Source organism: Arthrobacter sp. fls2-241-R2A-172 (assembly GCF_030208885.1).
In the GTDB taxonomy this organism is placed as follows: Bacteria; Actinomycetota; Actinomycetes; order Actinomycetales; family Micrococcaceae; genus Arthrobacter.
Genome location: NZ_JARVTB010000020.1, coordinates 21,386 through 47,492 on the forward strand (window position 1 = coordinate 21,386; position 26,107 = coordinate 47,492).

The following is a 26,107-nucleotide window of genomic DNA, read 5'->3' on the forward strand; positions in this document are numbered from 1 at the left end:
TCGGCGTCGGCAGGTCTGCCCTGCCACAGCTGGCGTCCTACTTCTTGGGCAGACCCGCCGGGTTCAGTTCGGATGCCGGGATAGCCTCGGATGACAGCCCCCAACGGTCCAGGATCTTGCCGTAATCGCCGTCCTTGATGAGGGTGTTCAGCGCAGCCTGGGCCGCGACCGCCAAGCCGTTGCCCTTCTGGGTGGTGAACGCGATCTCGGCCTTCAACGGCCAGCCGCCTTCCAAGGTGCCTACTTGCTTGGTCTTTCCGTCCTTGGCTGCCTTGTATGCTGCCGAAGCATTGGGGCCAAACGTCAGGTCCGCGCGGCCGGACTGAAGGGCGAGCTGGGAGGCGGAGTCGTCGTCGTAATACTGGAAGGCGACCGGCTGCAGGCCGTTCTTCTTGTTCTCCTCGTCCCAACGCACCAGGATGGCCTCCTGGTTGGTGCCCGAGCCGACGATGATGCGCTTCCCGGCAACGTCCTTGGCTTCCTTGATCTCGCCGATGTCCGAGTCGCTCTTGGCGTAGAAGCCCAGGAGGTCGTTGCGGTACGTGGCGAAGTCGAACTTTTCCTTGCGGGCCTCAGTGACGGTGACGTTGGAGAGAACGGCCTCATACTTGCCGGATTCAACGCCCAACGGCCAGTCCGCCCACGCAACGGGCAGGACTTCGACCTGAAGGCCCAGGGTCTCACCCACGGCGTATGCGATATCCACCTCGCTGCCGATGAGCGTCTTGTTGTCCGTGGCGAACGTGCTCAGGGGCGGGGTGCCTCCCGTGGTCACCACCGTCAACTTGCCATCGGCCTTGATGGCATCGGGGACCAGGGCGGCGGCAGCCGAGTCGACGGCGACTTTGATGCGGTCCTGCTGCGGCGTCAGGTTGAACTCTTTGGTCGTGGAGCCGGACGAAGCGTTCGACGACGGGGCAGTTGCGTTGGTGGCCGCCGTCGCGCCCGGGTCCGAGCAGGCCGCGAGCCCTAACAGGGCGGTAGCGGCCAGCGCCGCAGTGACGCCGGTCTTGACTGCAAAACGTGCCATGGTTACTCCTCGTGTTCCCTCATTGGGAGGTCTGATGCGTGCTGTTGGCTGCAACTATCCGGTAGCTGCGAGAGCCGGGTCAAAGCGCTCTGAAACGCAGGGATACAGGCGTTCATGGCGCTTAATCGGGCGTCGAACGGGGTCACAAAACAGGCCAAGCAAGGCGGAAAAAAGGGGCGCGACGCAACTCACAGAAATAAGGCGGCCATTGTGGTGGTTGTCGCTAGAGTGCCGGCAATCAACCGTGCCGGCACCGCGAAACGTACCGAAAGGCTTTTCTTGTGACTGTTCCTCTTTCCATCCTCGACCTGGCGACCATCGGGAAGGGCCAGACGGTGGCGGAAAGCCTCGCGGGCAGTGTTGCCATGGCGCAGAAAGCCGAAGAACTCGGCTACCGCCGTGTTTGGTACGCCGAGCACCACAACATGTCGGCCATTGCTTCCTCCGCTACGAGCGTGTTGATCGCACACGTCGCAGCGCACACCAACACCATCCGCCTCGGTGCCGGCGGCGTCATGCTGCCGAACCACTCGCCGCTGACCATAGCCGAGCAGTTTGGAACCTTGGAGACCCTCCACCCGGGCCGGATCGACCTCGGTCTGGGACGCGCCCCCGGCAGCGACCAGAACACCATGCGGGCCCTCCGCCGGGATCACACGTCCTCGGACAGGTTCCCGCAGGACGTCCTGGAACTGCAGGGCTACCTGACAGGACCCACCCGGATCCAAGGCGTGGAAGCCACCCCGGGCAAGGGCACCAACGTTCCCCTGTACATCCTTGGGTCATCCCTTTTTGGTGCCCAGTTGGCGGCCCAGCTCGGCCTGCCCTACGCGTTCGCCTCGCACTTTGCGCCTGCCGCCTTGCAGGACGCCGTAGCCATTTACCGGCGCGAGTTTAAGCCGTCGGAGCAGTTGTCCGAGCCACATGTGATCGCCGGCGTGAACGTCACTGCTGCGGACAGCAACGCCGAAGCGCAGGCCATCCATCTCGCAGTTAAGCGTGCCCGCGTTTCGCTGTTCTTTGGCGGCGGCCGAGAGTTCACGGACGACGAAGCGGACATGGTCCTCGACTCCCCACAGGGGCAGCACATTGCCCAAATGATGAAGTTCTCCGCCGTGGGCACCCCTGACGTGGTGCACGACTACCTTGACGAGTTCGCGGCGTTCGCCGATGCCGATGAACTGATCGTGGCGCACCAGAGCATCGGTACCGAGGAACGCCTTCGCTCGGTTGAACTGGTGGCCGAGGTTGCAGGGCTCATTCCCGCCTAGGCTTTCAGGGCTGTTGGCCCCTCCGCTACGTTGAAAGCCCGGCCAACTCAGGCGCCATGGGGTGGCGATCAGCCCAGGGAAGCACGGATTCCACGGCCGCCCCGACGTTGAACACCGTTGCATCCTCGAAGGGATGCCCCACGATCTGCACTCCTGTGGGGATGCCGCAGTCCGCCATGCCACTGGGCACAGCCAGGACCGGGCACCGGTTGGCGATGTTGAACGGCGCGGTCATATGCGCCTGCCAGTAATGGCTGAAATGTTGGCCGCGGGCGTCGATTCCGTCCAGGTAATCGCCGTCCGCCTCCAAGGCCGGGACGGCCGACGCCGGGCACAGCAAGGCGCTGAACCCGGTCATGGCCTCTGCGAGCTGTGCTTGCAGGAGGGTCTCGGCCCGAAGTCCGTCGATGTATCGGTTAGCCCGTGCTGCTGCGCGGGCGTCAGCCATGAAGCGCCTTGTGTACGTGGCAAGCTGAGCCTCGCTGCCAGCCGTTTCGTCCTCCATTGCCGGGCCCAACAGATACCCGAAGTGCGTGAACATGGTTTGGCTGATCTCCTCGACGGTCCAAGGCAGGGTGATCTCCTCGACCACCGCGCCAGCCGCTTTGAGGGCTTCTGCCACTCGCCGGGTGTTGATCTCGATGTCGGGAGCCACAGGATAATTGCCCAGGCGTATACAAAGTGCTACCCGCAAACCCGCCACCGATCCCGGATCGGGAGTAATCCACGACCCGTCGGCCACTGTGGTGTGATCACCGGGGTGCCGCCCGGACATAATGTTCGCCAGTAGTGCCGTGTCTGCCACGGTACGTGCCATGGGTCCGTCACCACGGTAGTGGTCCGCTGACAATGGGGCCAGCCCCGGGATCCTTCCGTAAGGTGCTTTGTAACCCACCGTCCCTGTGAACGATGCCGGCAACCGCGTTGATCCTGCGATGTCGGACGCGGTTGCCAGTGGCGCGAATCCTGCAGCCAATGCCGCTCCCGACCCCCCGGACGACCCACCGGGTGAGAACTTCGGATTCCAGGGGTTTCGGGTGACGCCCCATAGCGGGCTGTGCGTGACCGTTGCGCAGCTCAATTCTGGTGTAGTGGTTCGCGCATGAATTATGCCGCCTGCTCTGCGGATCCGGGCAATGACGGGGTGGTCGGCCGCTGCGACGGAGTCCTTCCTCGCGACCAGTCCCTGGGAGAGTGTTCGGCCGTGGATCCCATGCTTTTCCTTCGCGGCCACTGGCAATCCGAGCAGTGGACTGATGTCACGTCCGCGGGCATATTGGTTGGCTGCCTTTCGCGCCGCTGGCAAGGCTTCCTCAAAGAGTGTCTCCGTCAGCGCATTGATGCCGCCGTTTACCTCTTCGATGCGTCCGATCGTGGCCTCCAACAGTTCAACCGGAGAGAGCTCACGGCGCCGGAACAGGCCCAAGGCAGTGGTGGCGTCGAGGTAGTGCAACCCGGTCATGCCAGCGCTCCCTGCAATAGCTCACGGGCAACACCCGTCAGCATCTCCACGCCCGTCACCATGTCCTGATCGGTGGTGAACTCGCGCTCGCAGTGCGATACGCCGTCCACACTCGGGACAAACAGCATCACAGACGGAACTGCGGTGTTCATGGCCACGGAGTCATGCCCGGCCATCGTCTGGATGCGGCGGGAAGACAGCCCAAGGTTGGCGGCGATCTTGGCTGACAGTTCCAGTCCGGCTTCCGGGAATCGCCTGATGGGGCGGATGTCAAAGTCCTTGACGTTGATTTTGATGTCATGGTCAGCGGCCAGCGTCTCGATATCGCCCAGCAAAGTGGCCCGGGCCGCATTGACGATCTCGGGGTCGCCTGACCTCAGATCAGCGACCAGGTGCACCCGGCGTGCTACGACGATGGGGGAGTTGGGCTCCAGGGTTAGCTGCCCCACGGAAGAGACCAACGCTTCCTCTTCAAAGTCCTTGGTGACCTCATGGACCATGAGGATGATTTTCGATGCCGCCACCAGCGCGTCGTGCCTGTCTGCCATGGCGGTTGCACCAGTGTGGGACTGCTCGCCGAGCACTTCGATATCCAGCTTCTGCGTGTACCAGCTGCTGTCCACCAAACCTATGCTGATGCCTTCACGTTCCAGGATGCGTCCCTGCTCTATATGGATTTCCGCGTAGCCGGCGGCCTCCGGACCCGCATCTGTGCCCAGGTATCCGATGCCGTGCAGGGCGTCACGGACCGAGACGCCCTGCAGATCCCGGACGGAAAGCATCTGTTCAAGGTCAAACAGTCCTGTAAAGACGGAACTCCCCATGACGGACGGCGCGAACCGGCCCCCCTCCTCGTTGAACCAGTTAACGACGGCCAGATTGAACCGGGGTGCACTGCCGGTGGCGGTGACTTCCAGGTCGATGGCGTGGGCAGCGTGCAGGGCCGCAACCACACCGTACGCTCCGTCGAACCGGCCACCGAGTGGCTGGCTGTCCAGATGAGAACCGATCAGGATAAAAGGGGCCCCGGGTGTCCACTCAAGCAGCCCGAACATATTGCCAATGCCGTCCACTTGAAGCTGCCATCCGGCGTCGTGAATCCATTGGCCGAACCAGTCACGGGTCCTGGCATCATCCGGCGTCGCGGCTTGGCGATCAACGCCGTGGTTGGCTGTCGCGCCAATAGTGGCCACATGGTGGAAGTCCTGGAGAAAAGTTGAGGAAGTCATTGAAGTCCTTAGGATGCTATGAAGTGCGGCGGGCTCGGCGGGTTTCAGCCCATACGGCCGCGGGTCTCCGGCACTTTGGTGAAGAGAATCAGCAGAAGTACGACGCCGGCGGCTGCCGCCATGTACAGGCCCGGCGCGTGTGGCACACCCGTCGCGCCTACGAGTGCGGTGCCGATCAGCGGGGCGGTGCCTCCAAAGATCGCATATGCCCCGTTGTAGCTGACTGCTGCAGAGGTGAAGCGGGTATTGGTTGTGAAGATCTCGACGAAGAACGTATAGCAGCCGCCACCGTAGACGCAGAGTGCCACCACGAAGATCGACTGGCCGAGCAGTGCAAGGGGCAGGCTGCCGCTGGTCACGAGCATGAAGCTCGGGATGGACAGCAAAGCCAAGGAAGCGGAACCGGCGATCAGCATGGGCTTGCGGCCGAATCGATCCCCGAGCCGCCCGCCGATGGGCAGGAGGATCGCATAGAGCGCCAGTGCTGCAGCGTTGACCATGAGTGACTGTTCGCGGCTCAGTTTCCCTGTCGTCTGAACGTAGGAGACGAAGTAGGCGGACAGGAAATAGAAGCCCATGGCTGTCAGGCCCATGACAAAGATGACTTGCAACATTCGGAGCTTGTTTTCACGGAATGCCTCACGAATGGGGCTGAATTCCTTGGTCTGGCCGGACTGTGCCTTCTTGAAGGCTTCGCTTTCTTCTGTGCGGCTGCGGATCCAGACTCCGAACAAAGCCAAGGGGAGCGCCAGCAGGAACGGGAGGCGCCACCCCCATTCCATGAAGGCTGAGTTGGGCATGGATTGACTGAGGATCAGGATCATGGACCCTGCAACCACCGAGGGCAGAGCTGTCGCTGCGATGGTGATGTTGAGCCAGAAACCCCGTTTGTTGACCGGCGCGTGCTCAAACACGAAAGACGGGGCGCCAACGGATTCGCCACCCGCCGAGAAGCCTTGAATCAGTCGGCAGAGAACCAGGAGGGTCGGGGCCCAGGCCCCAATTTGGGCGTATGTGGGGAGCAACCCCATGAGGGCTGTAGCTCCGCCGATTGCGATGAGGGTGATGGTGAGAACGCGGCGCCGGCCGATCCGGTCGCCCAAAGCGCCGAAGAAGAGGCCGCCGAGGGGTCGGACCACGAAAGCCACGCCAAAGGTGGCGAACGTTGCCAGCATCGCTGTCAGCGGGTTGCTGCCCGGGAAGAAAAGTTGGGAGAACACCACGGCGGTGAGGCCGTAAAGGGTGAAGTCGTAGAACTCGATGAACTGGCCGACGCTGCCGCCAGCCAAAACACGCCGCTGCATTCTCGAGGACGTGGTTTTGTCTCCAGCTGTGGCCGCTGAAGGCGTGGGCACCTGGGCGGGATCTTGTTCGGCGATCTTGTTGAGGGTCATGACTGCCACGCTAGGTTGTCCATGTTTCCTGTAGCCGAAGCAGTGTTGCGGCCGTGGGAAATGATTTCGTCAATTATTGCTTCACTGTTGCTGGTAGGTCCGTGCGGGGAAACCGCCCAGACATTTTCGACGCTGTTCTGTACCATCGAATCTCCTCTGATCAAGATGGCAAACCGGGGTCCGGCCGAGGTCGCTTTCCTGCAATTGCGGGCTTTCGAGGGGCTCCTCGGACCCTGCAGGTGCCGGACCTGTTCAACCATCGGTGATCCACGTCACACATGTCCAATTGATTGTTTTTGATTCTGCAATCGTTTTTTTCGATGGTTTCGTAGTCGGATCTAGCCGCGCGGCGCTCCGTACAACGTCAAGCACGTCTCCTCGAACGCCAACACCCGCCTGGTGGCTTGGACCCCCTGGGGCCGGACCAGCATCACTTCGATAGGTGGGAAGTTGTTTGTCAGCGCCAACAGCACCACCCTGCCGCCCGAGTAGGTGACGTCGCTGTGCAGCCGCTGGTTGAGGATCGCATAACCATGGCCCTTCGCGACGAAGGAACGAACTGTCTCGTAGCCTGCGAACCTATGCCTGACGTTCTGGACCACCCCAGCCATGGCGTACAGCTGCTCGTAGTACTCCCGGCTGTGGGGAAGGTCCAACACAACTGAAGGCTCGCCGTCGAGCTCCTTCAGCGAAATTTCGCGCTCCGGGCGAGCTGCGGCGGGATGTCCCTCATGGACCAGGACGTGTGGCGGGACGCGCTCCACCACCTTGTACGTGAATCCCTTGCCGAGGCCCAGTCCGTAGGTGAGGGCCACATCGCAACGGCCATCCATGAGCGCCTCCTGCAACGTTGCCAGGTCCGCTTCCAGAATGGAGACTTCGACGCCGGGATGCCGGGTTTCGAAGGTTTGTAGGATCGCTGGAAGGCGGAACGGGGCAAGGGGGGCGAAAACGCCAACCTTCAACTCGCCCACAAGCGTTGCTGACATGCCGCGTGCGGACTCGTACAGCGAATCTGCCTGCTCAAGGAATGACGCAATATCCTTGGCGAATTGCCGGCCGCTCTGCGTCAACCGCAGACCCCGGGACTTGTGGCGAACGAACAGCTGTGTTGCGAGGCTCGTCTCCAACTGTGCCATGGCCGCGGATAGTGCTGACTGCGTCACCATCAGCCGCTGAGCCGCTGCTGTCATGTTCTCGAGTTCGGCCACAACAGCGAAGTACCGCAGTTGCGTGAGGGTGAAGGGCTTGGCCATCCGTCAATGGTCGCATTACTGCCGGCCCCTTACTGTCCCCGGGTCAGGTAGGCCAGGAGTGCTACGTGCAGTGAGGTGCGCGATTCGGGGTCGTCTAGGTCTACAGCCAACAGTTCCTCCAGCTTGGCGAGCCGGGCATAAAGGGTAGGCCGGCTCAGGTAGCCGCTGCGCGCCATGGCGGCTTTGTTGCCGCCGGATCCGAGGTAAAGCCCCAACAGCTCCAGGTATTCGCCCTTGCCCTCGGCGTCAGCCCGGAGGACTGCGGACAACTCCGATTCCACGAATTGCTGGACGCGGGGATCCTTGCGCAACAGGGCCAGCAGCCCGCGAAGGCGCACGTCCGTGGCGCGATAGTAGGGCTTGCCTGTTTCCCGCAGCGTGGCAGCACTTTCAGCTATATGGGCGGCTTCGTCAATGCCCGCAGCGGCTTCCAGCAGCGTGGCTTTCATGCGGCCCACTCCGATGATCCAGGCCGGAGGAACCGCGGGGGTGGGGCGGACTCCGGAGCCGGCCACAACCACTGGGCCTGCGGCGGCTTCGGCCAATATCTGCAGCGTCGGTTCCTCCTGCTGCCGGGCCGGGAGGGCAAGGATCATTCCGACTGAACCGGACTGGATACTTGCCACCAAGGCTGTTCCGGCGGTGGACTTCAAGGCTTTCGCCAGTCGCTCCAGAAGTTCGCGTTCGTCCTGCTGCCCTGCGAAGGGGTCGGTGGGCAGCACAGGGAGACCCCACGCTGGGAAGGCGGTCCTGAAAACGAGCGGCACGTAATAAGAGGAGCGTTTCAAACCCAAGGAACCAGCACGTGCCAGGGCCTCCGCCTCACTGAGCCCACGGGGTTGGCGCAGTGAGTTAAGGAGTCCGGCCTGGGCGTGATGGCTAAGCTCGCGCTGGTCGCGGTCCGCCAGTCGGTTGATCGCCAGGGTCTGGGCGGCCCGCTCAAGAACCATGACGGCCATGTCCTCATCGGCGTCCAGGGCGGCCGGAGGCATTGGCACCACCAGCCTGCCCCATACTTGTTGCCTCACTCCCACCGCTGCCTGCAGCCACAGCTCCGGCCCGGACCGGCCGATAGGCAACGGAAACGGCGTGGTCCTGGAGCGTCGCTCCCAATCGTCCAGAAGGTCGGTGGTGGTGACGTGCCGGCCCGCATAGGCGAGCACCAAGTGCGAGAGGTCCTCCAATACGACAGGGGCGCCGATCATCGTGGCCGCCTGCTCCACGACGCGTTGGGTGTCTGCGCTTTCCAGGCTCAGCACAGTGAATGCCTCATGGACGTCCCGGGCCCGTTCGACGCGCTCAAGTTGGTCCGCGACGATCATCCTGTGGACGATCTCGGTGACCTGGACGAACCGCACCCGGCGTTCCACGATGACCACGGGAATCGAGGCTGTACGGGCTGCTTCCTCCAGGGCTTTCCGGCTGCGTTGCCGCTGGCCGACGAGTTCCACGATGAGGCCGGCCGCTCCGGCGGCCTCCAGGGAGTCAATGAACGACGCCGATGCTTCCGGTGATTTTTCCAGCTCCAGTCCGGTGGTGAGCACCAGCTCCCCGCCCGACAGCAGCCCGCCGACGTCGAGTATTTCGCTGACGTGCACCCAGCGCACCGGTGCGTCCAAACCGTTTGCGCTGCCGAGCACGAGGGGATCCGCGGCGCGCAGCACGGGGAGTTCGAGGACGGCGCCGACGGTAGGAAGCATTTACACAGTGTAAGGGTGCAGTCCAATAACCTTACAGACGTCTCCTTATATAAGCGGGGGTGCCCGGCAAGACTTGTCCCAGGCCACCTACCAAGGAGAACTCTTGAACACCATCGAGCACTGGATCAACGGCAGCTACGTCCCGGCGGGCGACCGCACCGCTTCTGTCACCAACCCTGCCACCGGGAAGGTGACCGGACAGGTCGCCTTGGCCAGCGTCGAGGACGGCAACGCCGCCGTCGCTGCCGCGAAAGCCGCTTTCCCGGCTTGGCGCGAAACCTCCCTGGCGCGCCGCACCCAGATCCTTTTCGCTTTCCGCGAGCTCCTCAACTCCCGCAAGGACGAGCTTGCTGCGATCATCACCTCCGAGCATGGAAAGGTCCTGGACGATGCTCTGGGCGAGGTAACCCGCGGACAGGAAGTCGTAGAGTTCGCGTGCGGTATCCCGCACCTGCTCAAAGGCAGCTACACCGAAAACGCCTCCACCAAAGTGGACGTCCACTCCATTCGGCAGGCCCTGGGGCCCGTGGCTATCATCAGCCCGTTCAACTTCCCTGCGATGGTCCCCATGTGGTTTTTCCCGATCGCGATCGCCGCAGGAAACACGGTCATCACCAAGCCGAGCGAAAAGGACCCCTCGGCCGTCAACTGGATCGCCGAGCTGTGGAAGGAAGCCGGTCTGCCCGACGGCGTATTCAACGTCCTGCATGGCGACAAGGTGGCGGTTGATACCCTGCTGACGCATCCGGACGTTAAGGCCGTTTCCTTCGTGGGCTCCACCCCGATCGCCAAGTATGTCTACGAGACCGCCACCGCCCACGGCAAGCGGGTCCAGGCTTTGGGCGGGGCGAAGAACCACATGATCGTCCTTCCCGACGCCGACCTGGACCTCGCTGCCGACGCCGCAATCAACGCCGGCTTTGGTTCTGCAGGCGAACGGTGCATGGCTGTCTCGGCGCTCCTGGCCGTAGGCGACATCGCGGACGCACTGGTGGACAGGATCGCTGACCGCGCCCGGAGCCTGCGCACCGGCGATGGGCTGCGCGGTTGCGACATGGGCCCCTTGGTCACCTCCCAGCACAAGGACAAGGTATCGGGTTACGTCGACGCCGGTGAAGCCGCCGGCGCCACGCTGGTGGTCGACGGCCGCGGCATCGTTCCCGACGCTGAAGGCGATGGCTTCTTCGTGGGCCCAACGCTGTTCGATCACGTCACTACCGATATGTCCATCTACCAGGACGAGATCTTCGGGCCGGTGCTCTCGGTGGTCCGGGTGGACAGCTACGACGAGGCGCTCGCCACCATCAATGCCAACCCGTACGGCAACGGTACAGCGATTTTCACCAACGACGGCGGTGCCGCCCGCCGCTTCGAGAACGAGGTTGAGGTGGGAATGGTGGGCATCAACGTTCCCGTCCCGGTACCCATGGCCTACTACTCGTTCGGCGGTTGGAAGAACTCCTTGTTCGGCGACACGCACGCCCACGGCTCGGAGGGCGTCGGCTTCTTCACCCGCGGCAAGGCAGTTACCACCCGCTGGCTGGATCCCAGCCACGGCGGGATCAACCTCGGTTTCCCGCAGAACTCCTAAACGCCAGAAAAAATTGTCAGTGCCAACGTCAGGACAATCACTATGACCGCCATCCTTGAACCATCACTCACGGACCCTGGGGCAGCCCAACGCGCCTACGAGCTGGACCGCAAGCACGTCTTTCACTCCTGGTCCGCGCAGGACACCCTGGATCCCATGGTCATCAGCGCAGCGGAGGGGTCGCACGTCTGGGACGGTGAGGGCAACAAGTACCTGGACTTCTCTTCCCAGCTGGTGAATACGAACATCGGGCACCAGCACCCGGCCGTTGTGGCGGCGATCGCGGCGCAAGCAGCCAAGCTGTGCACGATTGCTCCCAGCTATGTCAACGACGCCCGATCAGAGGCCGCGCGGCTGATCGCGGAGCGAACCCCGGGAGAGCTGGACCGGATCTTCTTCACCAACGGTGGGGCCGACGCCAACGAACATGCTGTCCGGATGGCCAGGCTGCATACGGGCCGGCACAAGGTCCTTTCCGCCTACCGCTCGTACCACGGCGGAACACACCTGGCAGTCAACATCACTGGCGACCCCCGGAGGTGGGCCAGCGACCACGCCTCCACCGGCACCATCCACTTCTTCCCGCCCTACCTCTACCGCACGGCCTTCCACTCGGCCACGGAGGCAGAGGAATCCCAGCGGGCATTGGAGCACCTGGAACAGCTCATCGAGTTCGAAGGTCCGTCCAGCATCGCTGCGATCATGATGGAAAGCATCCCAGGAACGGCAGGGATCTACGTCCCGCCGCCAGGCTACATGCAGGGGGTCCGGGAGCTGTGCACCAAGCACGGGATCGTCTTCATTGCTGACGAGGTCATGGCCGGTTTTGGACGCACAGGGAAGTGGTTCGCCGTCGAGCATTTTGACGTCGTCCCGGACCTGCTCACCTTTGCGAAGGGCGTGAACTCCGGATACGTACCGCTCGGTGGCGTGGCCATCAACCCGGAGATCGCGGCCACCTTTGGTACCAGGGCCTATCCTGGCGGATTGACCTACTCCGGTCATCCACTGGCCACGGCGGCAGCAGTCGCCACCATCAACGCCATGGAACGTGAAGGCATTGTGCAGCACGCGGAACGCGTCGGCACCGACGTGATCGGTCCGGCGCTGGCTGGATTCGTCGAACGTCACCGTTCTGTAGGAGAAGTGCGGGGTCTCGGCGTTTTTTGGGCCATCGAGCTGGTCAGGAACCGTGACACGCGGGAGCCGCTGGCGCCGTACGGTTCCTCCAGCCCCGAGATGAACCAACTGGTGGCGGCGTGCAAGTCGCGGGGCCTCATCCCGTTCGCGAACTTCAACCGTATCCATGTGGTTCCGCCGTGCAACATCACTGTCGAGGATGCCCGGGCCGGCTTGGCCATTGTGGATGAGGTCCTGGATGTAGCGGACACGTTCGCGGAGTAGCCCGTTCCAAATGTTTTACGCATTTGCAACGAATAAAGCATGACGGCGAAACCGTACGGGCGGAAACTGGATCTATCCGCTTCGGAAGGATTCCCCATGCCTACGCCCTTGAACCAGTCGGTTGCCGATTCGGCCCTGCTGATGAAGTCGCTTCCGCTCGGCCTGCTCCGGACAGCCCTTCAGTCCGACTCGCCCAACGGCATCACGCCGCAGCTGTTCTCGGAGCTCCGGGTCCTGGCCCGGGTTCCGGGCCTGCTGGTGGCCTGCAACTATGGCGGGACTCTCTGCGCGGCCGAAGGCGTGTCCACGGAAACACTGCCTTTGGACAGCGCCGCCGTGGCTTTACGGGCGCTCGCAGCGTTGCCGAACACGCACACCGCCATCATTTCCGGCCGCTCACTCAGGGACCTGGCAGCAGTATCAAGGCTGCCGGCGGAGGTGCATTTGGTGGGTTCGCATGGCGTGGAGTTCGACATGGGTTACGCCTACACCCTGTCCCTCGCCACGGAACAACTGCTCCAGCAGGTGGCCACGGCGTTGACCGAAGCCGTCGGGTTCGAAAAGGGCATCAGCGTGGTCCGGAAGCCCGTGGGCGTGGCCGTGCACACCCGGCCCGCGACACCGGAAGTCGTGGACCGGGTGGTCTTCGCCTCGCAAAAGATCGCCATTGAGTTTGGTTTGTACTTCATCGTCGACGGCACCGTCCTGGACCTTACCGTCGAGGAGCCCGCCAAGGGTCAGGCCCTGGAGCAGCTCCGGGCACGGCTGGGCGTCAGTGCCGCACTCTTCGCAGGGGATGCCGAGAGTGACGAAAAGGCGCTGGCGACCCTGCGCGGCCCGGACCTTGGTTTGCATGTTGGTCCGGGCGATACGACGGCGGCACACACCATCCCGGACCCGGAAGCCTTCGCGAAGGTGCTGGCCTTGTTGTTCGAATTGCGCCGCGCCTGGCTCTTCGGTGAGGACGCCGTGGGGCTGGAACGACATTCGATGATTGGCAACGGCAGCTCCACCGCCTTGCTCACGCCCGACGCGAAAGTCTGTTGGATGAGCCACCCCCTGCCGGACTCGGGATCACTGTTCGCCCACATCCTTGGCGGGGATCCTGCAGGCCACTTCAGCGTAGAGCCAGTTAAGCCCTCGCAGGTGCTGGCCCAACGCTATGTGGATAACACCATGATTGTTGAAACCCGCTGGGCCGACGTCACAGTGACCGACTATCTGGAACCGGCACCGGAAGGCATCACCAGCCTGGTTCGCGTGCTTTCGGGAACAGGCACGGCCCGGGTGGTTTTCGCGCCGAGGCCCGACTACGCCAATGCGCCGTTCGACATGGAGATCCGTGGCGATGACGTCCACATCATCGGCACCTCGGACCCCATCATCCTCTCTGCCCCGGGAGTTGCTTTCCAGGTCGCCAGCGACGGCAGGTTCGCAACGGCAACAGCAGAAGTGGCGCTCAACAATGGGCCCGTGGTGCTGAACATGCGGTGCGGTGACACCGAGCCGCCACCTGCGGACCCGGTGGGTGAGCCCCACCGGCGTGCCGCCGTCGGGCTCGTCACGCGCGAGTGGGTCAAAACGCTGCAGCTGCCCACTATGAAGCCGTCGCTGGTGCGGCGCTCGGCGCTGGTGTTGAAGTCATTGGTCCACGAGCCGACAGGTGCTGTCCTCGCCGCGCCCACAACATCGCTGCCTGAGGGGATCGGCGGCACCCGGAACTGGGACTACCGGTATTGCTGGCTCCGGGATGGTTCCATGACGGTCAACGCCTTGGTCAGCCTGGGTTCAACCGCGGAGGCTGAGGGGTTCCTCAGCTGGCTGGGCCGGATACTGGAGAACGCGCCGGGGCCGGAATGGTTGCACCCGCTCTACTCGGTGACGGGGGCTCCACTGTCAACGGAGGCGATCGTGGAGAGCTTGCCGGGATACGCGGGTTCCCGGCCCGTGCGGATCGGCAATGCGGCAGACCACCAGGTCCAGTTGGACGTGTTCGGCCCGATTGCGGAGTTGATCCACGATCTCGCTGAGCGAGGGGGCTTCCTTCCGGACGACCATTGGTTCCTTCTGGAGCAAATGGCCCACGCCGTCCTGGCCCGCTGGCACGAGCCCGACCACGGTATTTGGGAGGCCCGCCGCGCGCCCAGGCACCATGTATACACGAAGGTCATGTGCTGGGTGACGTTGGACCGGGCCCTCCGCACTGCGGCGCTGCACGGCCGCGAACCCCACCCTGACTGGGCGCCTGAGGCACGGACCATCCGTGCGGAAGTCCTCCGTGAGGGCTGGGACGATTCGGCCGCGTCATACACCGTTGCCTACGACAGCCCTGACCTGGATGCCGCTGTCCTGCACGTGGGACTTTCGGGCCTTCTCGACGTCCAGGACCAGCGTTTCCTGGACACGGTCGCCGCTGTGGAGCGGGAGCTGCGCGTCGGACCTACGGTCTTCCGGTACAGGTACGACGACGGCCTGCCGGGCTTGGAGGGCGGCTTCCACATCTGCACCACCTGGCTGATCGAGGCCTACTTGGCCGTGGGGCGCCTGGATGATGCGCTGGAGCTGTTCAACCAGTTGGTGGCACTGTTCGGGCCCACAGGCCTGTTGCCCGAAGAGTACGACCCCGGCACCGAAACACACCTGGGAAACCACCCGCAGGCGTACTCACACCTGGGCTTCATCCGGTGCGCACAGCTCCTGGACCACTACCTGGCAAGCGCGGATGTGGAGTAAAACGGGCTAGGCGAGCAGCAACGCCACGGCGATCATGGCGGGCACGGCCACGATCGTGGTGATGAGCACGGTGTCCTTGGCCACGGTGATTCCGGCCTGGTAGCGGTTGGCTGCGACGAACACGTTCTGGGCTGTGGGAAGTGCGGACGTCACCACCACGGCAAACAATGCGTGGCCGTCCATTCCCAGGGCAAAGCGGGCAAACAGGTACGCGACCAGGGGATGCACGATCAGCTTGAACCCGCTGGCCAGTAACGTATCGAGCCGCCGTCCGGCGTCCTTTTGCAGTGGCCGGGACCCGTTGAGGCTCATGCCGAACGCCATCAGCATGGCCGGAATCGCTGCGCCGCCAATGAGGTGGACCGGTTCCAGGATGAGCGCCGGCACCTGGAATTCGGTACCTGCCACCAGCAGACCCAATGCCGAGCCCACGATCATGGGGTTCTTCACGATCATCAGCACGAAGCGCAGGGGAGTGGTGCGGTGCGAACTGGTGCTGGCATCCAGTGCCATCAAGTACATCGGGGTGAAGAACGCCAACTGGAAGATCAACAGCGGAGCCACATAGCTGGCATCGCCGAGGACAAAAACGGCGATGGGGATGCCCAGGTTCGCGGAGTTCGCCAAGGACGCACTCATGGAGGACATGAGGGCTTCGGGCATCGAACGCCTCAGCCAGAACTTCACGATCAGGAAGAACAGCAGCCCGGTGATCACAGCGCCCACGGCCGTGACTAGAAGCGGTGCGGCGAACACGTCGTGCAGCTTGGCCTTGCTCAGTGTTTCAAAGAGCAGCGCAGGGCTCGCCACGAAGAATGTCAGCGAACTCAGGACGGACCGGGCGTTCTCGCCCAGAATGTTGCGGCGTCCAACAAACATGCCCACCAGGATGATGGCCCAGACAACGAAAAACCCCGACAGGACGCCGATCATGGCAGCGTGCGGGCGGGGGCTCTTTGGGTCACGGACTACAGCCTAGCCAGAACCGCCCGGCGAGTAAGCGTTTTCTGCCGGGTGTTCCGTCATATGGACGCCCATAACGCGCTCGACGTCGGCACCCAGACGGGTACCGACGTCGAGCGCTGCTGAGGCTTAGCTGAGGTGCGCCGCATTGTTCAACGCGTGCGGAGGGCGCATGAGCCCGGGAGTGTGCGCCTCTGCGGGGTCGTTACCCAACTGGAGGATGTGGTTGTCCTCTCCCACGTGGACCACCTTGGGCTGGTACGACCTGGCCTCTTCGGTAGTCATCTGCGCGTAGGTGATGAGGATGACCAGATCTCCTACGTGGACCTGGTGGGCGGCGGCACCGTTGATCCCGATCACGCCGGAACCGCGCTCGCCGGCGATGGTGTACGTCTCCAGACGGGCACCGTTGGTGATGTCCACAATGGAGACGAGCTCGCCGGGAAGGATGTCCGCGGCGTCCAGGAGGTCCAGGTCGACAGTGACCGAACCGACGTAGTGGAGGTCGGCGTGGGTCACCGTTGCGCGGTGAATCTTGGACTTGAACATTGTGCGGATCATAATGCGACCAGTTTAGCGCGGCACCCTCGTCCGGCGCTGTGACGTACCAGACTCCTGGGCCTTAGGGGAGGACGCCCATGGGGTAACGTCTTTTGCGGTGAAGTGACCCCGATCGAAAGGCCCAAAGCGTGCTGGAGTCTTACGCGCAGGGGAGACCGCTGGAGTATTGGCTCTCGGCCGATCTGGCCAAGGTCAGTCCTCCCCAAGCCCCTTCCCGTCTGCGCCAACTTGCCGATGCGCAGGGTGCCTTGGCGGCGGCCTGGAGCGGTGCGATCGGCGGTGGCCCCTTGATGCTCCTTATCGGCACCGTTGTTTCCACGCTGACCGGTAATCCCGCGTGGGTACTGTCTTTGGGCCTGCCGGGAATTGCCCTGGGCTTGCTTGGTTGGCGGGGCTGGAAGAAGGTCCGGAGCAGACTGCCGGACACCAACAAGCTGCTCATTAATCGCGGACCGGGATCTGCCAAGGGCGGCGTGTGGGCGACCCTTGGGATGGCGGGCCTGCTGGCTGCTGCTTTCACTTTGGCGGTCCCTTCGGCACTTGAACGAGGATCACTCGCCACCCTGTTGGGGGTCTACTTCATGATGGTGCTCCTGTTGGTGGTAGCTATCCTCATACCTTCCGTAGTCATGGGCAGGGCGCGTGAGTCGTTCCGGGAGAGATTGCTGGTGGATCCGGCCCTCCGCCAGGCTGTGGAGGCGGACATGGCCACTTGGAGGGACCCGCACGGCGGAAGTGCGGCGTACGGGCCACTCTGAGGTTCGACTTTAGACCGGGTTGCTCATCAACGCAGGCTGGTACTTTTCCAGCGCAACCCCGGAAGCAACCAGCGACCTCAGTTCGGCCAGGCCGCCTTCCACCACGCCGCCGGCGCGTGCCTGCACCAGGACGTTGCCCAATGCAGTGGCCTCTACGGGACCGGCAATGACGGGTTTTCCGGTGGCGTTCGCGGTCAGTTGGCACAGGAGCCGGTTTTGCGAGCCACCGCCCACGATGTGCACCACTGTGGTGTTGCGGCCGGTGAGCCGTTCGGCGTCGGCCAGCGTACGTGCGTAACCGGCCGCGAGGCTGTCCATAATGCAACGCACGACGGCGGCAGGACGGTCCGGAAGGACCTCGCCGTTGTGCCGCACGGCTGCGCGGATACGGTCCGGCATGTTGTCCGGTGCGGTGAAGGCGGGATCATCGGCGTTGATCTGCGGCCCGCCCTCGGGGAGTGCCGCAGCTGAGCCCAGCAGTGCCGGGAGCGTTTGGCTGAATCCTTGTGCGGCCCAGGAACGCTGGCACTCGCTCAACAACCACAGGCCGCCGACGTTGCGCAGGTACCGGATGGTGCCGTCCACTCCGCGCTCGTTGGTGAAGTTGGCCTGGCGGCTTGCCTCGGAGAGGACGGGCGAGGGGAGTTCGACGCCCACCAAGGACCACGTCCCGGAGGAGATGTACGCAAAATCCTGGCTGTCAGCGGGGACGGCGGCCACGGCGGAGGCGGTGTCGTGGGAGCCAACAGCCACTACCTTGGTGTCAGCTGAAAGGCCGGTCCGCTCAACAATGGCGGGCAGCAAGGTACCAATGGTCTCGCCGGGCTGAATCAGCGGCGGGAAGATATCCCGAGGCAAGCCCAATGCATCAAGGAACCCCAATGCCCACTGGCCCGCTAGGGCGTCGAAAAGCCCGGTGGTGGAAGCGTTCGTGGCCTCGGTCCGCCGTTCGCCGGTGAGCAGGAAAGCGATGAGGTCCGGAATCAGCAGGGCCTGGAGTCCATCCACGTCCTTTTCCGTGGCTAGTTGATACAAGGTGTTGAACTGCAAGTACTGCAAGCCGGTGGTGGCGTAGAGCTTCTCGGGCGGGATCACTGCGTGTACCCGCTCCACAGCGGCCCGGCTGCGTTCGTCGCGGTAGCTGTAGGGCTGCGCCGTCAGTTCGCCGGCGTCGTTCACCAAGCCGTAGTCAACCGCCCACGTGTCGATGCCGATGCTCGCGATGCGCTCGCCGCTGCCCGCCGCCACGGAAGCAGCGGTAGCGAGTCCCTTGAGCACCTCCGCGAAGAGGGCGTCGAAATCCCAGTGGAGGCCGCCGTCGAGCTCTATGACGCCGTTGGGAAAGCGGTGGATCGTTTCCAGTGCGACGCCGGACGTCGGCGAGACGCGGCCCAGCATGACGCGGCCGGACGAGGCGCCGATGTCGATGGCTACGAAAACCTGGTTTGTTTGCGGAGAGGACACCGCCCCGGCGTGGGCCGGGGCGGTGTCCGTGGTGGTTCCGTTGGTCACTGCCTGTCCTAGCGGAGGAACGCTGCTGCCACGCCCGCGTCCACGGGGATGTGGAGGCCGGTGGTGTGGGAGAGCTCGTTGCTGGTGAGCACGGACGCGGCGTTGGCCACGTGTTCCGGGAGGACTTCGCGCTTGAGGAGCGTGCGCTGGGCGTAGTACTTGCCCAGCTCCTGCTCGTCCACGCCGTAGACCGCGGCGCGCTTGGCGCCCCAGCCGCCAGCGAAGATACCGGAGCCGCGGACCACGCCGTCGGGGTTGATGCCGTTGACGCGGATGCCGTGATCGCCCAGCTCAGCGGCGAGCAGACGGACCTGGTGCGCTTGGTCTGCCTTGGTGGCGGAGTAGGCGATGTTGTTGGGGCCGGCGAACACGGAATTCTTGGAGGAGATGTAGATGATGTCTCCGCCCAGGCCCTGGTCGATCATCACCTTCGCCGCGGCCTTGGACACCAGGAACGAGCCTTTGGCCATGACGTTGTGCTGCAGGTCCCAGTCCTTCTCCGTGGTTTCCAGCAGCGGCTTGGAGATGGACAGGCCGGCGTTGTTGACCACCAGGTCCAGGCCGCCGAACGCGAGCACTGCCTCCTGGATCGCGGCTGCGATCTGGGCTTCGTCGGTCACGTCCGCCTGGACGCCGATGGCGACGTCGGAACCGCCCAGTTCCTCGGCTACCTTTTGGGCGTTCTCAAGATTCAGGTCGGCAATGACCACGCACGCGCCGTCGGACGCCAAACGCGTGGCGATCGCCTTGCCGATGCCCGACGCCGCGCCCGTCACCAGCGCAATGCGCGTGGCGTGGGACTTGGGCTTGGGCATCCGGGCGAGCTTGGCTTCTTCCAGCGCCCAGTATTCGATGCGGAATTTCTCGGATTCCTCGATCGGCGCGTACGTGGAGATGGCCTCTGCGCCGCGCATCACGTTGATGGCGTTGATATAGAACTCGCCGGCCACGCGAGCGGTCTGCTTGTCCTTGCCGAAGGAGAACATGCCAACGCCAGGGACCAGCACAATGGCCGGGTCCGCGCCGCGGAGGGCCGGGCTGTTTTCGTCTGCATGACGGTCGTAGTACGCCTGGTAGTCCTCGCGGTACGCGGCGTGCAGTTCCTTGAGGCGGTTGGTTGATTCCTCGATGGTGGCGTCGGCCGGCAGGTCCAGGACCAGCGGTTTGACCTTGGTACGCAGGAAGTGGTCCGGGCAGGAGGTGCCCAGCGCACCGAGGCGTGGGTGCTCGGTGGCGGCGAGGAATTCAAGGACGACGGCGTCATCGCTGAAGTGCCCCAGCTGCGGTTTGTCGGTGGAAGCCAAGCCGCGGATCACCGGGGCGAGGGCTGCTGCTTTTGCTTTCCGCTCCGCCTCGGGGAGTGCGGCATAGCCGGGGAGTGCCGGGCCGAAAGGCTGGGACTTGCCGTTGGCTTTGATGTAATTCTCGGCCTGGTCAATGATCCACAGCGAGTTCGCTTCGGCCTCTTCGGATGTGGCACCCCAGGCAGTGATTCCGTGGCCGCCAAGGATGGTGCCGATGGCCTGGGGGTTGGCTTCCTTGATCGCGGCGATGTCCAAGCCGAGCTGGAACCCGGGCCGGCGCCAGGGAACCCAAACAACCTTGTCGCCGAAGACCTTGGACGTCAGCGCTTCGCCATCCACCGCCGTGGCAATGGCGATGCCGGAATCGGGGTGCAGGTGGTCAACGTGGGCAGCGTCCACCAGCCCGTGCATTGCTGTATCGATCGACGGCGCCGCGCCGCCCTTGCCGTGGAGGCAGTAATCGAAGGCGGCCACCATTTCGTCCTCACGTTCGACGCCGGGGTAAACATCCTTGAGTGCCTGGAGCCGGTCGAGTCGGAGTACAGCGAGGTTTTCGGCTTTCAAGGTGCCGAGGTCGCCGCCGGAGCCCTTGACCCAGAGAAGCTGGACGTCCTGGCCGGTGACGGGGTCCTTCTCGGTGCCCTTCGCTGACGTGTTGCCGCCAGCGAAGTTGGTGTTCCGCTTGTCCGCACCCAGGCGGTTGGAACGGTTGATCAGCTCTTCAACAGTGGTGTTGTCTGTGTTCTGCATGTTCATGCCTTTACGCGCCCCATCCGGCTTGCTGGCCGCCTGCGCGGTCCTCGTTGATCTTCTTCTGGTAGCCGCTGGCCTTGTAGGCGGCGATCGGGTCGGCGGGCAGGCCGCGGGACTCGCGCCACTGCGCCAGGATCGGGCGGACATCGGTGTAGAAGGCATCGTTGAAGATGCCGTTGGCGGCCAGGACGTCGCCTGCACGCTGTGCTTCGTTCAGTGCAGCGGAATCCACCAGGAGGGCGCGGGCCGTCATTTCCTGAACGTTGAGCACCGAACGGATCTGTCCCGGGATCTTCTCCTCCAGGTTGTGGCACTGGTCCAGCATGAGGGCAACGCCTGACTCCTTGCCGAAGCCACCGCCGCGGATCACCTCGTGCATGATGCGGAACAACTGGAACGGGTCGGCCGCGCCAACAATCAGATCATCGTCGGCGTAGAAGCGGGAGTTGAAGTCGAAGGACCCCAGCTTGCCCAGGCGCAGGAGCTGCATGACGATGAACTCGATGTTGGTGCCGGGGGCGTGGTGGCCGGTGTCCAGGCAAACGAAAGCCTTCTCGCCCAGCGCAATGGTCTGCGCGTACGAGGTACCCCAGTCAGGAACATCGGTGTGATAGAAAGCGGGCTCGAAGAACTTGTATTCAAGGACCAGGCGCTGCTGGTCACCGAGGCCTGCGTAGATCTCTTGCAAGGATTCGGCGAGGCGGTCCTGCCGGCCGCGAATATCGTCCTGGCCCGGGTAGTTGGTGCCGTCAGCCAGCCAGATCTTCAAATCCTTGGACCCGGTGGCGTGCATGATGTCGATGCACTCCAGGTGGTGATCGATGGCCCGGCGACGTACGGATTCGTTGGACGAGGTCAGGGAGCCGAACTTGTACTCGTCGTCCTGAAAGGTGTTGGAGTTGATGGTGCCCAGCCCAACGCCCAGTCCTTCGGCATACTCGCGAAGCGCGGAGTAGTCATCTACTTTGTCCCACGGAATGTGCAGGGCCACGGTGGGAGCCAGCCCCGTGAGTTCGTGGACCTTGGCGGCGTCGGCGATCTTTTCCTGGACGGTGCGCGGAGTACCCGGGGTGCCGAACACCTTGAACCGGGTGCCGGAGTTGCCGTAGGCCCAGGACGGCACTTCAATGGCCAGTTCCCCGAGGCGGCCAAGGGCCGATTCTGTGGTGTTCATGCTTGTTCCTTTGGGTGTTCGTGGGCTGGGTCTATGTCTTTGTGTGCGGTGCCGGTGGGGTCTGTGGCGATCCCCGCAGCGGCCAGTTGATCGTCCAGGTTGAAAACTTCCTCGATGATTTCGAAGCCCTGGTCGGGTGGGAGGTCGCTGCCTGCGAAGAGGGTCGCCATCTCGGCCTGCCAACGGGCATTGACGTCGGTCAGGGCCATGCGTGCCTGCGCTGCCCGGTAGTCTTCGCATTCCAGGTAGCCGATCAGCTGGCCATCAGGGGCGAGGAACAGGGAGTAGTTGTTCCAGCCCGCACTCTTCAGCGCTGACAGCATCTCCGGCCAGACGGCCGCGTGGCGCTCCTTGTACTCGTCCATCAGCTCCGGCTGAACGGAGGAGCGGAAACAAACCCTCATATGGGATCTCCGGGTTACTCGTCTTTGAATCGTTTCATTTGTTACGATTCAAATTACCCTCGGAAACGGGAGGGTGTCAAGGCGTTTCCAGCACTTTGACTTCGGCCCACGGAGATCGGAAAGCATGTCCACGACAGCCAGCATCAAAGACGTTGCCACCCATGCACAGGTAGCCGTGGGAACTGTTTCCAACGTGCTGAATTATCCGGACCGCGTTTCCCAGCGGACCAAGGAACGGGTCCTCAAATCCATCGCTGAGCTGGGTTTCGTACGCAACGACGCCGCCCGCCAACTCCGGGCAGGACAAAGCCGGACCATCGGCCTGATTGTGCTCGATGTCGGAAACCCCTTCTTCTCCTCCGTGGCCCGTGCGGCTGAGGACGCAGCTACGGCCCTGGGAAGCGTGGTGCTGGTGGGGGACAGCGGCCAGGACGCTTCCCGCGAAGCGCACTACATGGACTTGTTCCAGGAACAACGGGTCCAGGGCCTGCTGATCTCGCCCGTCGGCGATGTGGGCCAGCGGATCGATACGCTTCGCGAACGCGGAGTGCCTACCGTCCTGGTGGATGAACTGGCCGACACCGGGCGGTGCAGCTCAGTATCCGTTGATGACCAGGAAGGCGGATATTTGGCCGCCAAGCATCTGCTGGACATTGGCCGCCGTCGTTTGGCCTTTGTCGGAACGCCGACCATCCGCCAGGTGGCCAGCCGACTCAAGGGCGCGCAGCGCGCCGTCGCCGAAGTATCCGGAGCCAGCATCGAGGTGCTCGACTCCGAGGGGCAGACCGTCCTGACAGGCCGCAAAGTGGGCAACAGCCTGGTGGAACGTTCTCCGGAAAAGCGCCCGGAAGCTGTCTTCTGCTCGAACGATCTCCTGGCCCTGGGCGTCATGCAGTCACTGACCATGCTGCGGACAGTCCGGATTCCGGAGGATATTGCTTTGATCGGCTATGACGACATCGATTTCGCCATCTCCGCCGTGGTGCCGCTGTCCTCGATCCGGCAGCCCACGGAAGCGCTCGGCCGCACGGCCATCGAACTCCTGGCAGAGGAGCACGACAACGGCGGAACCAAGCATCGGGCCGTGGTGTTCACGCCCGAGCTGGTGGTCCGCCAAAGCACTGCGGGCGCAGGAAGCTAATGCCCGGCCCGTTGAGTGCTACAGAGCGTAGATGCTCCACGCTGCTGTGTGTTCAGCCCCGGGCTCAAGCCGGATCAGGTCCGTTCCGCTGTTGAAAGCGTCGGGCGGGCACGTCATGGGCTCCACTGCGAGGCCGATCCGGTTGGGGATGGGTGCAGGCTTGTCGGCTGTGTGGATCTGCAGCCATGGGCAGCTTTCGTCCCATGACATCCCGACGCCGGTGCCCGCCGGGTCCCGCACGGACAACCGCGCCAGCCCGCCGTCGAACGTTATGCCCGTAAAGGCGTGATCGATCTCGGTGCTGCCGATGGCGCGCGGAGCGCGGAAATCGAACTCATGACCTGCCACGGGTGCCAATGAAAGCGGTAGCAGCCTGTCCGGCGTGACCTCCAGGAAGGAATCCGCGGCAAACTCGAGGACCCACTCATCCAGCGGCGACGAACCGGCCACAAGGTATGGGTGCGGGCAGACTCCGTAGGGTGCTGCCACGTCCGCGGCATTCACAGCCGTTACGGAAGCGTGCAGCCCGGAATCGTCCAGCACGTACCGGGCCGAAAGTTCCAGGGCGAACGGGTAACCCGCGGTCGGACCTACCGTACACGTCAAGGTGACCGAACCGGCGTCGGACTCCTTCATTGTCCAGTCGAGCGGGAAGGCGAGGCCGTGCAAAGCCGTGCCGCGCTCCGGTTCGTTGACCGGCAACTGGTGCGTGACGCCGTCAAAGCTGTACCTGCCATCCGCGATCCGGTTGGGCCACGGTGCAGCGATGATGCCACGATAGTCGGGGATGGGGCCGCCGGCCGGGAACGGGACAATAAGGTCACGCCCATCGAACCGGAGGACGCGCAGGGCAGCCGCGCGGGCGGTCACAACAGCCGTGTAACCGCCCGCGGTCAGCGTGAATTCAGTGCTCACAGGCCGCCGGCCAACTTGTAATAGGCGGCGTTCCAGGCGAGTTCCTTCTTGAACTGTTTGATGGTGGTGTCCTGGTCGATGGTCAGGAGTTCGGTCTTGGCGATTTCGGCGAAGTCCTCGAACACTTCCAGGCCCACCTGCGTGGACAATACCGTGTGGTGCGCGGCGCCGGCGGTGAGCCACGCGGCGGCCGAGGTAGCGAAGTTGGGCTTGGGCTCCCAGAGTGCGCGCGCCACGGGCAGGTTGGGCAGCGGTTGGTCGAGGTCGACGACGTCCACCACGTTCGCCACCAAGCGGAAGCGATCGCGCATATCAGACAAGGCGACGACGATGCCCGGGCCGGCGTCGGTGTCGAAGACCATGCGGACGGGATCTTCCTTGCCGCCAATCCCCAGCGGGTGGATCTCCACGCGCGGCTTTTTGGCGGTTAGTGACGGGCACACTTCCAGCATGTGAGCGCCCAGGATCTTCTCGCTGCCCGGTTCCAGGTGATACGTGTAGTCCTCCATCAGCGATGCGCCGCCGGGCAGATCCCCACCCATGACCTTGGCCGCGCGGACCAGGATGGCGGTCTTCCAGTCACCCTCGGCACCGAACCCGTAGCCATCGGCCATAAGACGCTGGACGGCCATGCCGGGGAGCTGGCGCAGTTCGCCCAGGTCTTCGAAGGACGTGGTGAAGGCCGCGGAGCCGTTGGCTTCCAGGAAGCTGCGCAGTCCCAGTTCAATGCGTGCGCTGTAGCGCAGGGACTCGTGGCGGTCGCCCCCTGCCTTGAGTTCGTCAACCACCTCGTAAAGGCGCTCGTACTCCGCAACCAGGGCGTCGACGTCGGACTCCGCGGCGCCGTGGACAGCCTCGGCGAGCTCATTCACGGACCAGGTGTTCACCGAGACGCCGAAGCGCAGCTCGGCCTCGGTCTTATCGCCTTCGGTGACTGCGACGTTGCGCATGTTGTCACCGAAGCGGGTGAGCTTCAGCGTGCGGACGGCGGCCCACCCGGCGGAGGCGCGCTGCCAGGCACCCACCTGGCGGGCTACCTCGGGGTTGCTGACATGCCCGACGACGGTCTTCCGCGGCACGCCCAGGCGGGACTGGATGTACCCGAACTCGCGGTCGCCGTGAGCTGCCTGGTTGAGGTTCATGAAGTCGAAGTCGATGTCAGCCCACGGCAGGTCCCGGTTGGCCTGGGTGTGCAGGTGCAGCAAGGGCTTGCGCAGTGCGTCCAGGCCCTGGATCCACATCTTGGCGGGGCTGAACGTGTGCATCCATGCGGTCACGCCGATCACGGAATCGTTGGAGTTCGCTTCCAGTGCGGTGCGGCGGATGGCGTCCGAGTCGGTGAGGACCGGCTTCCAGACGAGTTTGACCGGGACATCGTTGCTGGCGTTGAGGGCGTTGGCAATCTCCTGCGACTGCGCTGCGACCTGCTTGAGGACGTCCTCGCCGTAGAGGTGCTGGCTGCCGGTGAGGAACCAGACCTCGTACTGCTCAAGTGACGTGTTGTTGGCCTTTGCCATGGGGGTGCTCCTGGGGTTGTGTTCTTGTCCGGGCT

At 63.8% G+C, this 26,107-nt stretch carries 20 protein-coding genes; 6 read left to right on the plus strand and 14 right to left on the minus strand.

Annotated features, from left to right (window positions below; all coding sequences use genetic code 11):
- Nucleotides 1–37: 37 nt before the first annotated feature.
- Nucleotides 38–1,030, minus strand: a complete 993-nt coding sequence (locus QRM57_RS20255; protein WP_257369316.1) for an ABC transporter substrate-binding protein — start codon at nt 1,028–1,030, stop codon at nt 38–40.
- 281 nt (nt 1,031–1,311) lie between these two features.
- Here QRM57_RS20255 and QRM57_RS20260 point away from each other — a divergent pair, with 281 nt between their 5' ends.
- Nucleotides 1,312–2,301, plus strand: coding sequence for an LLM class flavin-dependent oxidoreductase (locus tag QRM57_RS20260; RefSeq protein ID WP_284987969.1), 990 nt, complete (start codon nt 1,312–1,314; stop codon nt 2,299–2,301).
- A 25-nt stretch (nt 2,302–2,326) separates the two neighbouring features.
- Here QRM57_RS20260 and QRM57_RS20265 read toward each other — a convergent pair whose 3' ends face one another.
- The 5 genes from QRM57_RS20265 to QRM57_RS20285 all read right to left on the minus strand — a co-directional run bounded on the left by QRM57_RS20265 (nt 2,327) and on the right by QRM57_RS20285 (nt 9,342).
- A complete protein-coding gene (locus tag QRM57_RS20265; RefSeq protein ID WP_284987970.1) occupies nt 2,327–3,763 on the minus strand; it encodes an amidase in 1,437 nt (478 codons plus the stop codon).
- A complete protein-coding gene (locus QRM57_RS20270; RefSeq protein WP_284987971.1) occupies nt 3,760–4,992 on the minus strand; it encodes a M20 family metallo-hydrolase in 1,233 nt (410 codons plus the stop codon). Before QRM57_RS20270 ends, QRM57_RS20265 begins: the two co-directional genes overlap by 4 nt.
- Before the next feature lie 44 nt (nt 4,993–5,036).
- Nucleotides 5,037–6,386, minus strand: a complete 1,350-nt coding sequence (locus QRM57_RS20275) for an MFS transporter (protein WP_284987972.1) — start codon at nt 6,384–6,386, stop codon at nt 5,037–5,039.
- A gap of 338 nt (nt 6,387–6,724) precedes the next feature.
- Nucleotides 6,725–7,642 (minus strand): LysR family transcriptional regulator, encoded by a 918-nt coding sequence (locus QRM57_RS20280; RefSeq protein WP_284987973.1) that lies wholly within the window; start codon nt 7,640–7,642, stop codon nt 6,725–6,727.
- A gap of 29 nt (nt 7,643–7,671) precedes the next feature.
- A complete protein-coding gene (locus QRM57_RS20285) occupies nt 7,672–9,342 on the minus strand; it encodes a PucR family transcriptional regulator (protein ID WP_284987974.1) in 1,671 nt (556 codons plus the stop codon).
- A gap of 103 nt (nt 9,343–9,445) precedes the next feature.
- Here QRM57_RS20285 and QRM57_RS20290 point away from each other — a divergent pair, with 103 nt between their 5' ends.
- The 3 genes from QRM57_RS20290 (at nt 9,446) to QRM57_RS20300 (ending at nt 15,070) form a co-directional block, all read left to right on the plus strand.
- The gene (locus tag QRM57_RS20290) at nt 9,446–10,933 is read left to right on the plus strand and encodes a CoA-acylating methylmalonate-semialdehyde dehydrogenase (RefSeq protein WP_284987975.1); all 1,488 of its coding nucleotides are present in this window, start codon (nt 9,446–9,448) and stop codon (nt 10,931–10,933) included.
- A gap of 42 nt (nt 10,934–10,975) precedes the next feature.
- On the plus strand, nt 10,976–12,337 hold the full coding sequence (locus QRM57_RS20295; RefSeq protein ID WP_284987976.1) for an aspartate aminotransferase family protein: 1,362 nt from the start codon (nt 10,976–10,978) through the stop codon (nt 12,335–12,337).
- A 96-nt stretch (nt 12,338–12,433) separates the two neighbouring features.
- Nucleotides 12,434–15,070 (plus strand): trehalase-like domain-containing protein, encoded by a 2,637-nt coding sequence (locus QRM57_RS20300; protein ID WP_284987977.1) that lies wholly within the window; start codon nt 12,434–12,436, stop codon nt 15,068–15,070.
- 6 nt (nt 15,071–15,076) lie between these two features.
- Here the strand turns inward: QRM57_RS20300 and QRM57_RS20305 are convergent, their stop codons facing one another.
- The gene (locus QRM57_RS20305; RefSeq protein WP_284987979.1) at nt 15,077–16,003 is read right to left on the minus strand and encodes an AEC family transporter; all 927 of its coding nucleotides are present in this window, start codon (nt 16,001–16,003) and stop codon (nt 15,077–15,079) included.
- Nucleotides 16,004–16,162: 159 nt separating this feature from the next.
- Nucleotides 16,163–16,594: an aspartate 1-decarboxylase gene (gene panD, locus QRM57_RS20310; RefSeq protein ID WP_235517917.1), complete on the minus strand. Its 432-nt coding sequence runs from the start codon at nt 16,592–16,594 to the stop codon at nt 16,163–16,165.
- A gap of 128 nt (nt 16,595–16,722) precedes the next feature.
- On the opposite strand from panD, the gene QRM57_RS20315 reads away from it, so the two are divergent.
- On the plus strand, nt 16,723–17,352 hold the full coding sequence (locus QRM57_RS20315; protein ID WP_284987980.1) for a hypothetical protein: 630 nt from the start codon (nt 16,723–16,725) through the stop codon (nt 17,350–17,352).
- A 9-nt stretch (nt 17,353–17,361) separates the two neighbouring features.
- Here the strand turns inward: QRM57_RS20315 and QRM57_RS20320 are convergent, their stop codons facing one another.
- Genes QRM57_RS20320 through QRM57_RS20335 form a run of 4 tightly spaced genes read right to left on the minus strand, consistent with a single transcriptional unit; the run spans nt 17,362 to nt 22,499 of the window.
- Nucleotides 17,362–18,864 (minus strand): rhamnulokinase, encoded by a 1,503-nt coding sequence (locus tag QRM57_RS20320; protein WP_284987982.1) that lies wholly within the window; start codon nt 18,862–18,864, stop codon nt 17,362–17,364.
- Nucleotides 18,865–18,872: 8 nt separating this feature from the next.
- Entirely contained in the window at nt 18,873–20,924 is a 2,052-nt protein-coding gene (locus QRM57_RS20325) for a bifunctional aldolase/short-chain dehydrogenase (protein WP_284987984.1), read from the minus strand.
- Between the two features lie 4 nt (nt 20,925–20,928).
- Nucleotides 20,929–22,095 carry an L-rhamnose isomerase gene (gene rhaI / locus QRM57_RS20330; RefSeq protein WP_284987986.1) on the minus strand — a complete coding sequence of 389 codons (1,167 nt, stop codon included), beginning with the start codon at nt 22,093–22,095 and terminating at the stop codon, nt 20,929–20,931.
- The gene (locus QRM57_RS20335) at nt 22,092–22,499 is read right to left on the minus strand and encodes an L-rhamnose mutarotase (protein ID WP_284987988.1); all 408 of its coding nucleotides are present in this window, start codon (nt 22,497–22,499) and stop codon (nt 22,092–22,094) included. Before QRM57_RS20335 ends, rhaI begins: the two co-directional genes overlap by 4 nt.
- 124 nt (nt 22,500–22,623) lie before the next feature.
- Between QRM57_RS20335 and QRM57_RS20340 the strand changes: the two genes are divergently transcribed.
- A complete protein-coding gene (locus QRM57_RS20340; RefSeq protein ID WP_284987990.1) occupies nt 22,624–23,640 on the plus strand; it encodes a LacI family DNA-binding transcriptional regulator in 1,017 nt (338 codons plus the stop codon).
- Between the two features lie 18 nt (nt 23,641–23,658).
- Here the strand turns inward: QRM57_RS20340 and QRM57_RS20345 are convergent, their stop codons facing one another.
- Nucleotides 23,659–24,555 carry an aldose 1-epimerase family protein gene (locus QRM57_RS20345; protein ID WP_284987992.1) on the minus strand — a complete coding sequence of 299 codons (897 nt, stop codon included), beginning with the start codon at nt 24,553–24,555 and terminating at the stop codon, nt 23,659–23,661.
- Complete coding sequence (gene araA, locus QRM57_RS20350; RefSeq protein WP_284987994.1) at nt 24,552–26,072, minus strand: L-arabinose isomerase; 1,521 nt, start codon at nt 26,070–26,072, stop codon at nt 24,552–24,554. Before araA ends, QRM57_RS20345 begins: the two co-directional genes overlap by 4 nt.
- Nucleotides 26,073–26,107 lie beyond the last annotated feature (35 nt).

What these genes read in the sequence shown, in the direction of transcription:
- QRM57_RS20255 (WP_257369316.1), bottom strand. Translation starts at nt 1,030, where the DNA reads ATGGCACGTTTTGCAGTCAAGACCGGCGTCACTGCGGCGCTGGCCGCT.
- QRM57_RS20265 (WP_284987970.1), bottom strand. Translation starts at nt 3,763, where the DNA reads ATGACCGGGTTGCACTACCTCGACGCCACCACTGCCTTGGGCCTGTTC.
- QRM57_RS20270 (WP_284987971.1), bottom strand. Translation starts at nt 4,992, where the DNA reads ATGACTTCCTCAACTTTTCTCCAGGACTTCCACCATGTGGCCACTATT.
- QRM57_RS20275 (WP_284987972.1), bottom strand. Translation starts at nt 6,386, where the DNA reads ATGACCCTCAACAAGATCGCCGAACAAGATCCCGCCCAGGTGCCCACG.
- QRM57_RS20280 (WP_284987973.1), bottom strand. Translation starts at nt 7,642, where the DNA reads ATGGCCAAGCCCTTCACCCTCACGCAACTGCGGTACTTCGCTGTTGTG.
- QRM57_RS20285 (WP_284987974.1), bottom strand. Translation starts at nt 9,342, where the DNA reads ATGCTTCCTACCGTCGGCGCCGTCCTCGAACTCCCCGTGCTGCGCGCC.
- QRM57_RS20295 (WP_284987976.1), top strand. Translation starts at nt 10,976, where the DNA reads ATGACCGCCATCCTTGAACCATCACTCACGGACCCTGGGGCAGCCCAA.
- QRM57_RS20300 (WP_284987977.1), top strand. Translation starts at nt 12,434, where the DNA reads ATGCCTACGCCCTTGAACCAGTCGGTTGCCGATTCGGCCCTGCTGATG.
- QRM57_RS20305 (WP_284987979.1), bottom strand. Translation starts at nt 16,003, where the DNA reads ATGATCGGCGTCCTGTCGGGGTTTTTCGTTGTCTGGGCCATCATCCTG.
- panD (WP_235517917.1), bottom strand. Translation starts at nt 16,594, where the DNA reads ATGATCCGCACAATGTTCAAGTCCAAGATTCACCGCGCAACGGTGACC.
- QRM57_RS20325 (WP_284987984.1), bottom strand. Translation starts at nt 20,924, where the DNA reads ATGAACATGCAGAACACAGACAACACCACTGTTGAAGAGCTGATCAAC.
- rhaI (WP_284987986.1), bottom strand. Translation starts at nt 22,095, where the DNA reads ATGAACACCACAGAATCGGCCCTTGGCCGCCTCGGGGAACTGGCCATT.
- QRM57_RS20335 (WP_284987988.1), bottom strand. Translation starts at nt 22,499, where the DNA reads ATGAGGGTTTGTTTCCGCTCCTCCGTTCAGCCGGAGCTGATGGACGAG.
- QRM57_RS20340 (WP_284987990.1), top strand. Translation starts at nt 22,624, where the DNA reads ATGTCCACGACAGCCAGCATCAAAGACGTTGCCACCCATGCACAGGTA.
- araA (WP_284987994.1), bottom strand. Translation starts at nt 26,072, where the DNA reads ATGGCAAAGGCCAACAACACGTCACTTGAGCAGTACGAGGTCTGGTTC.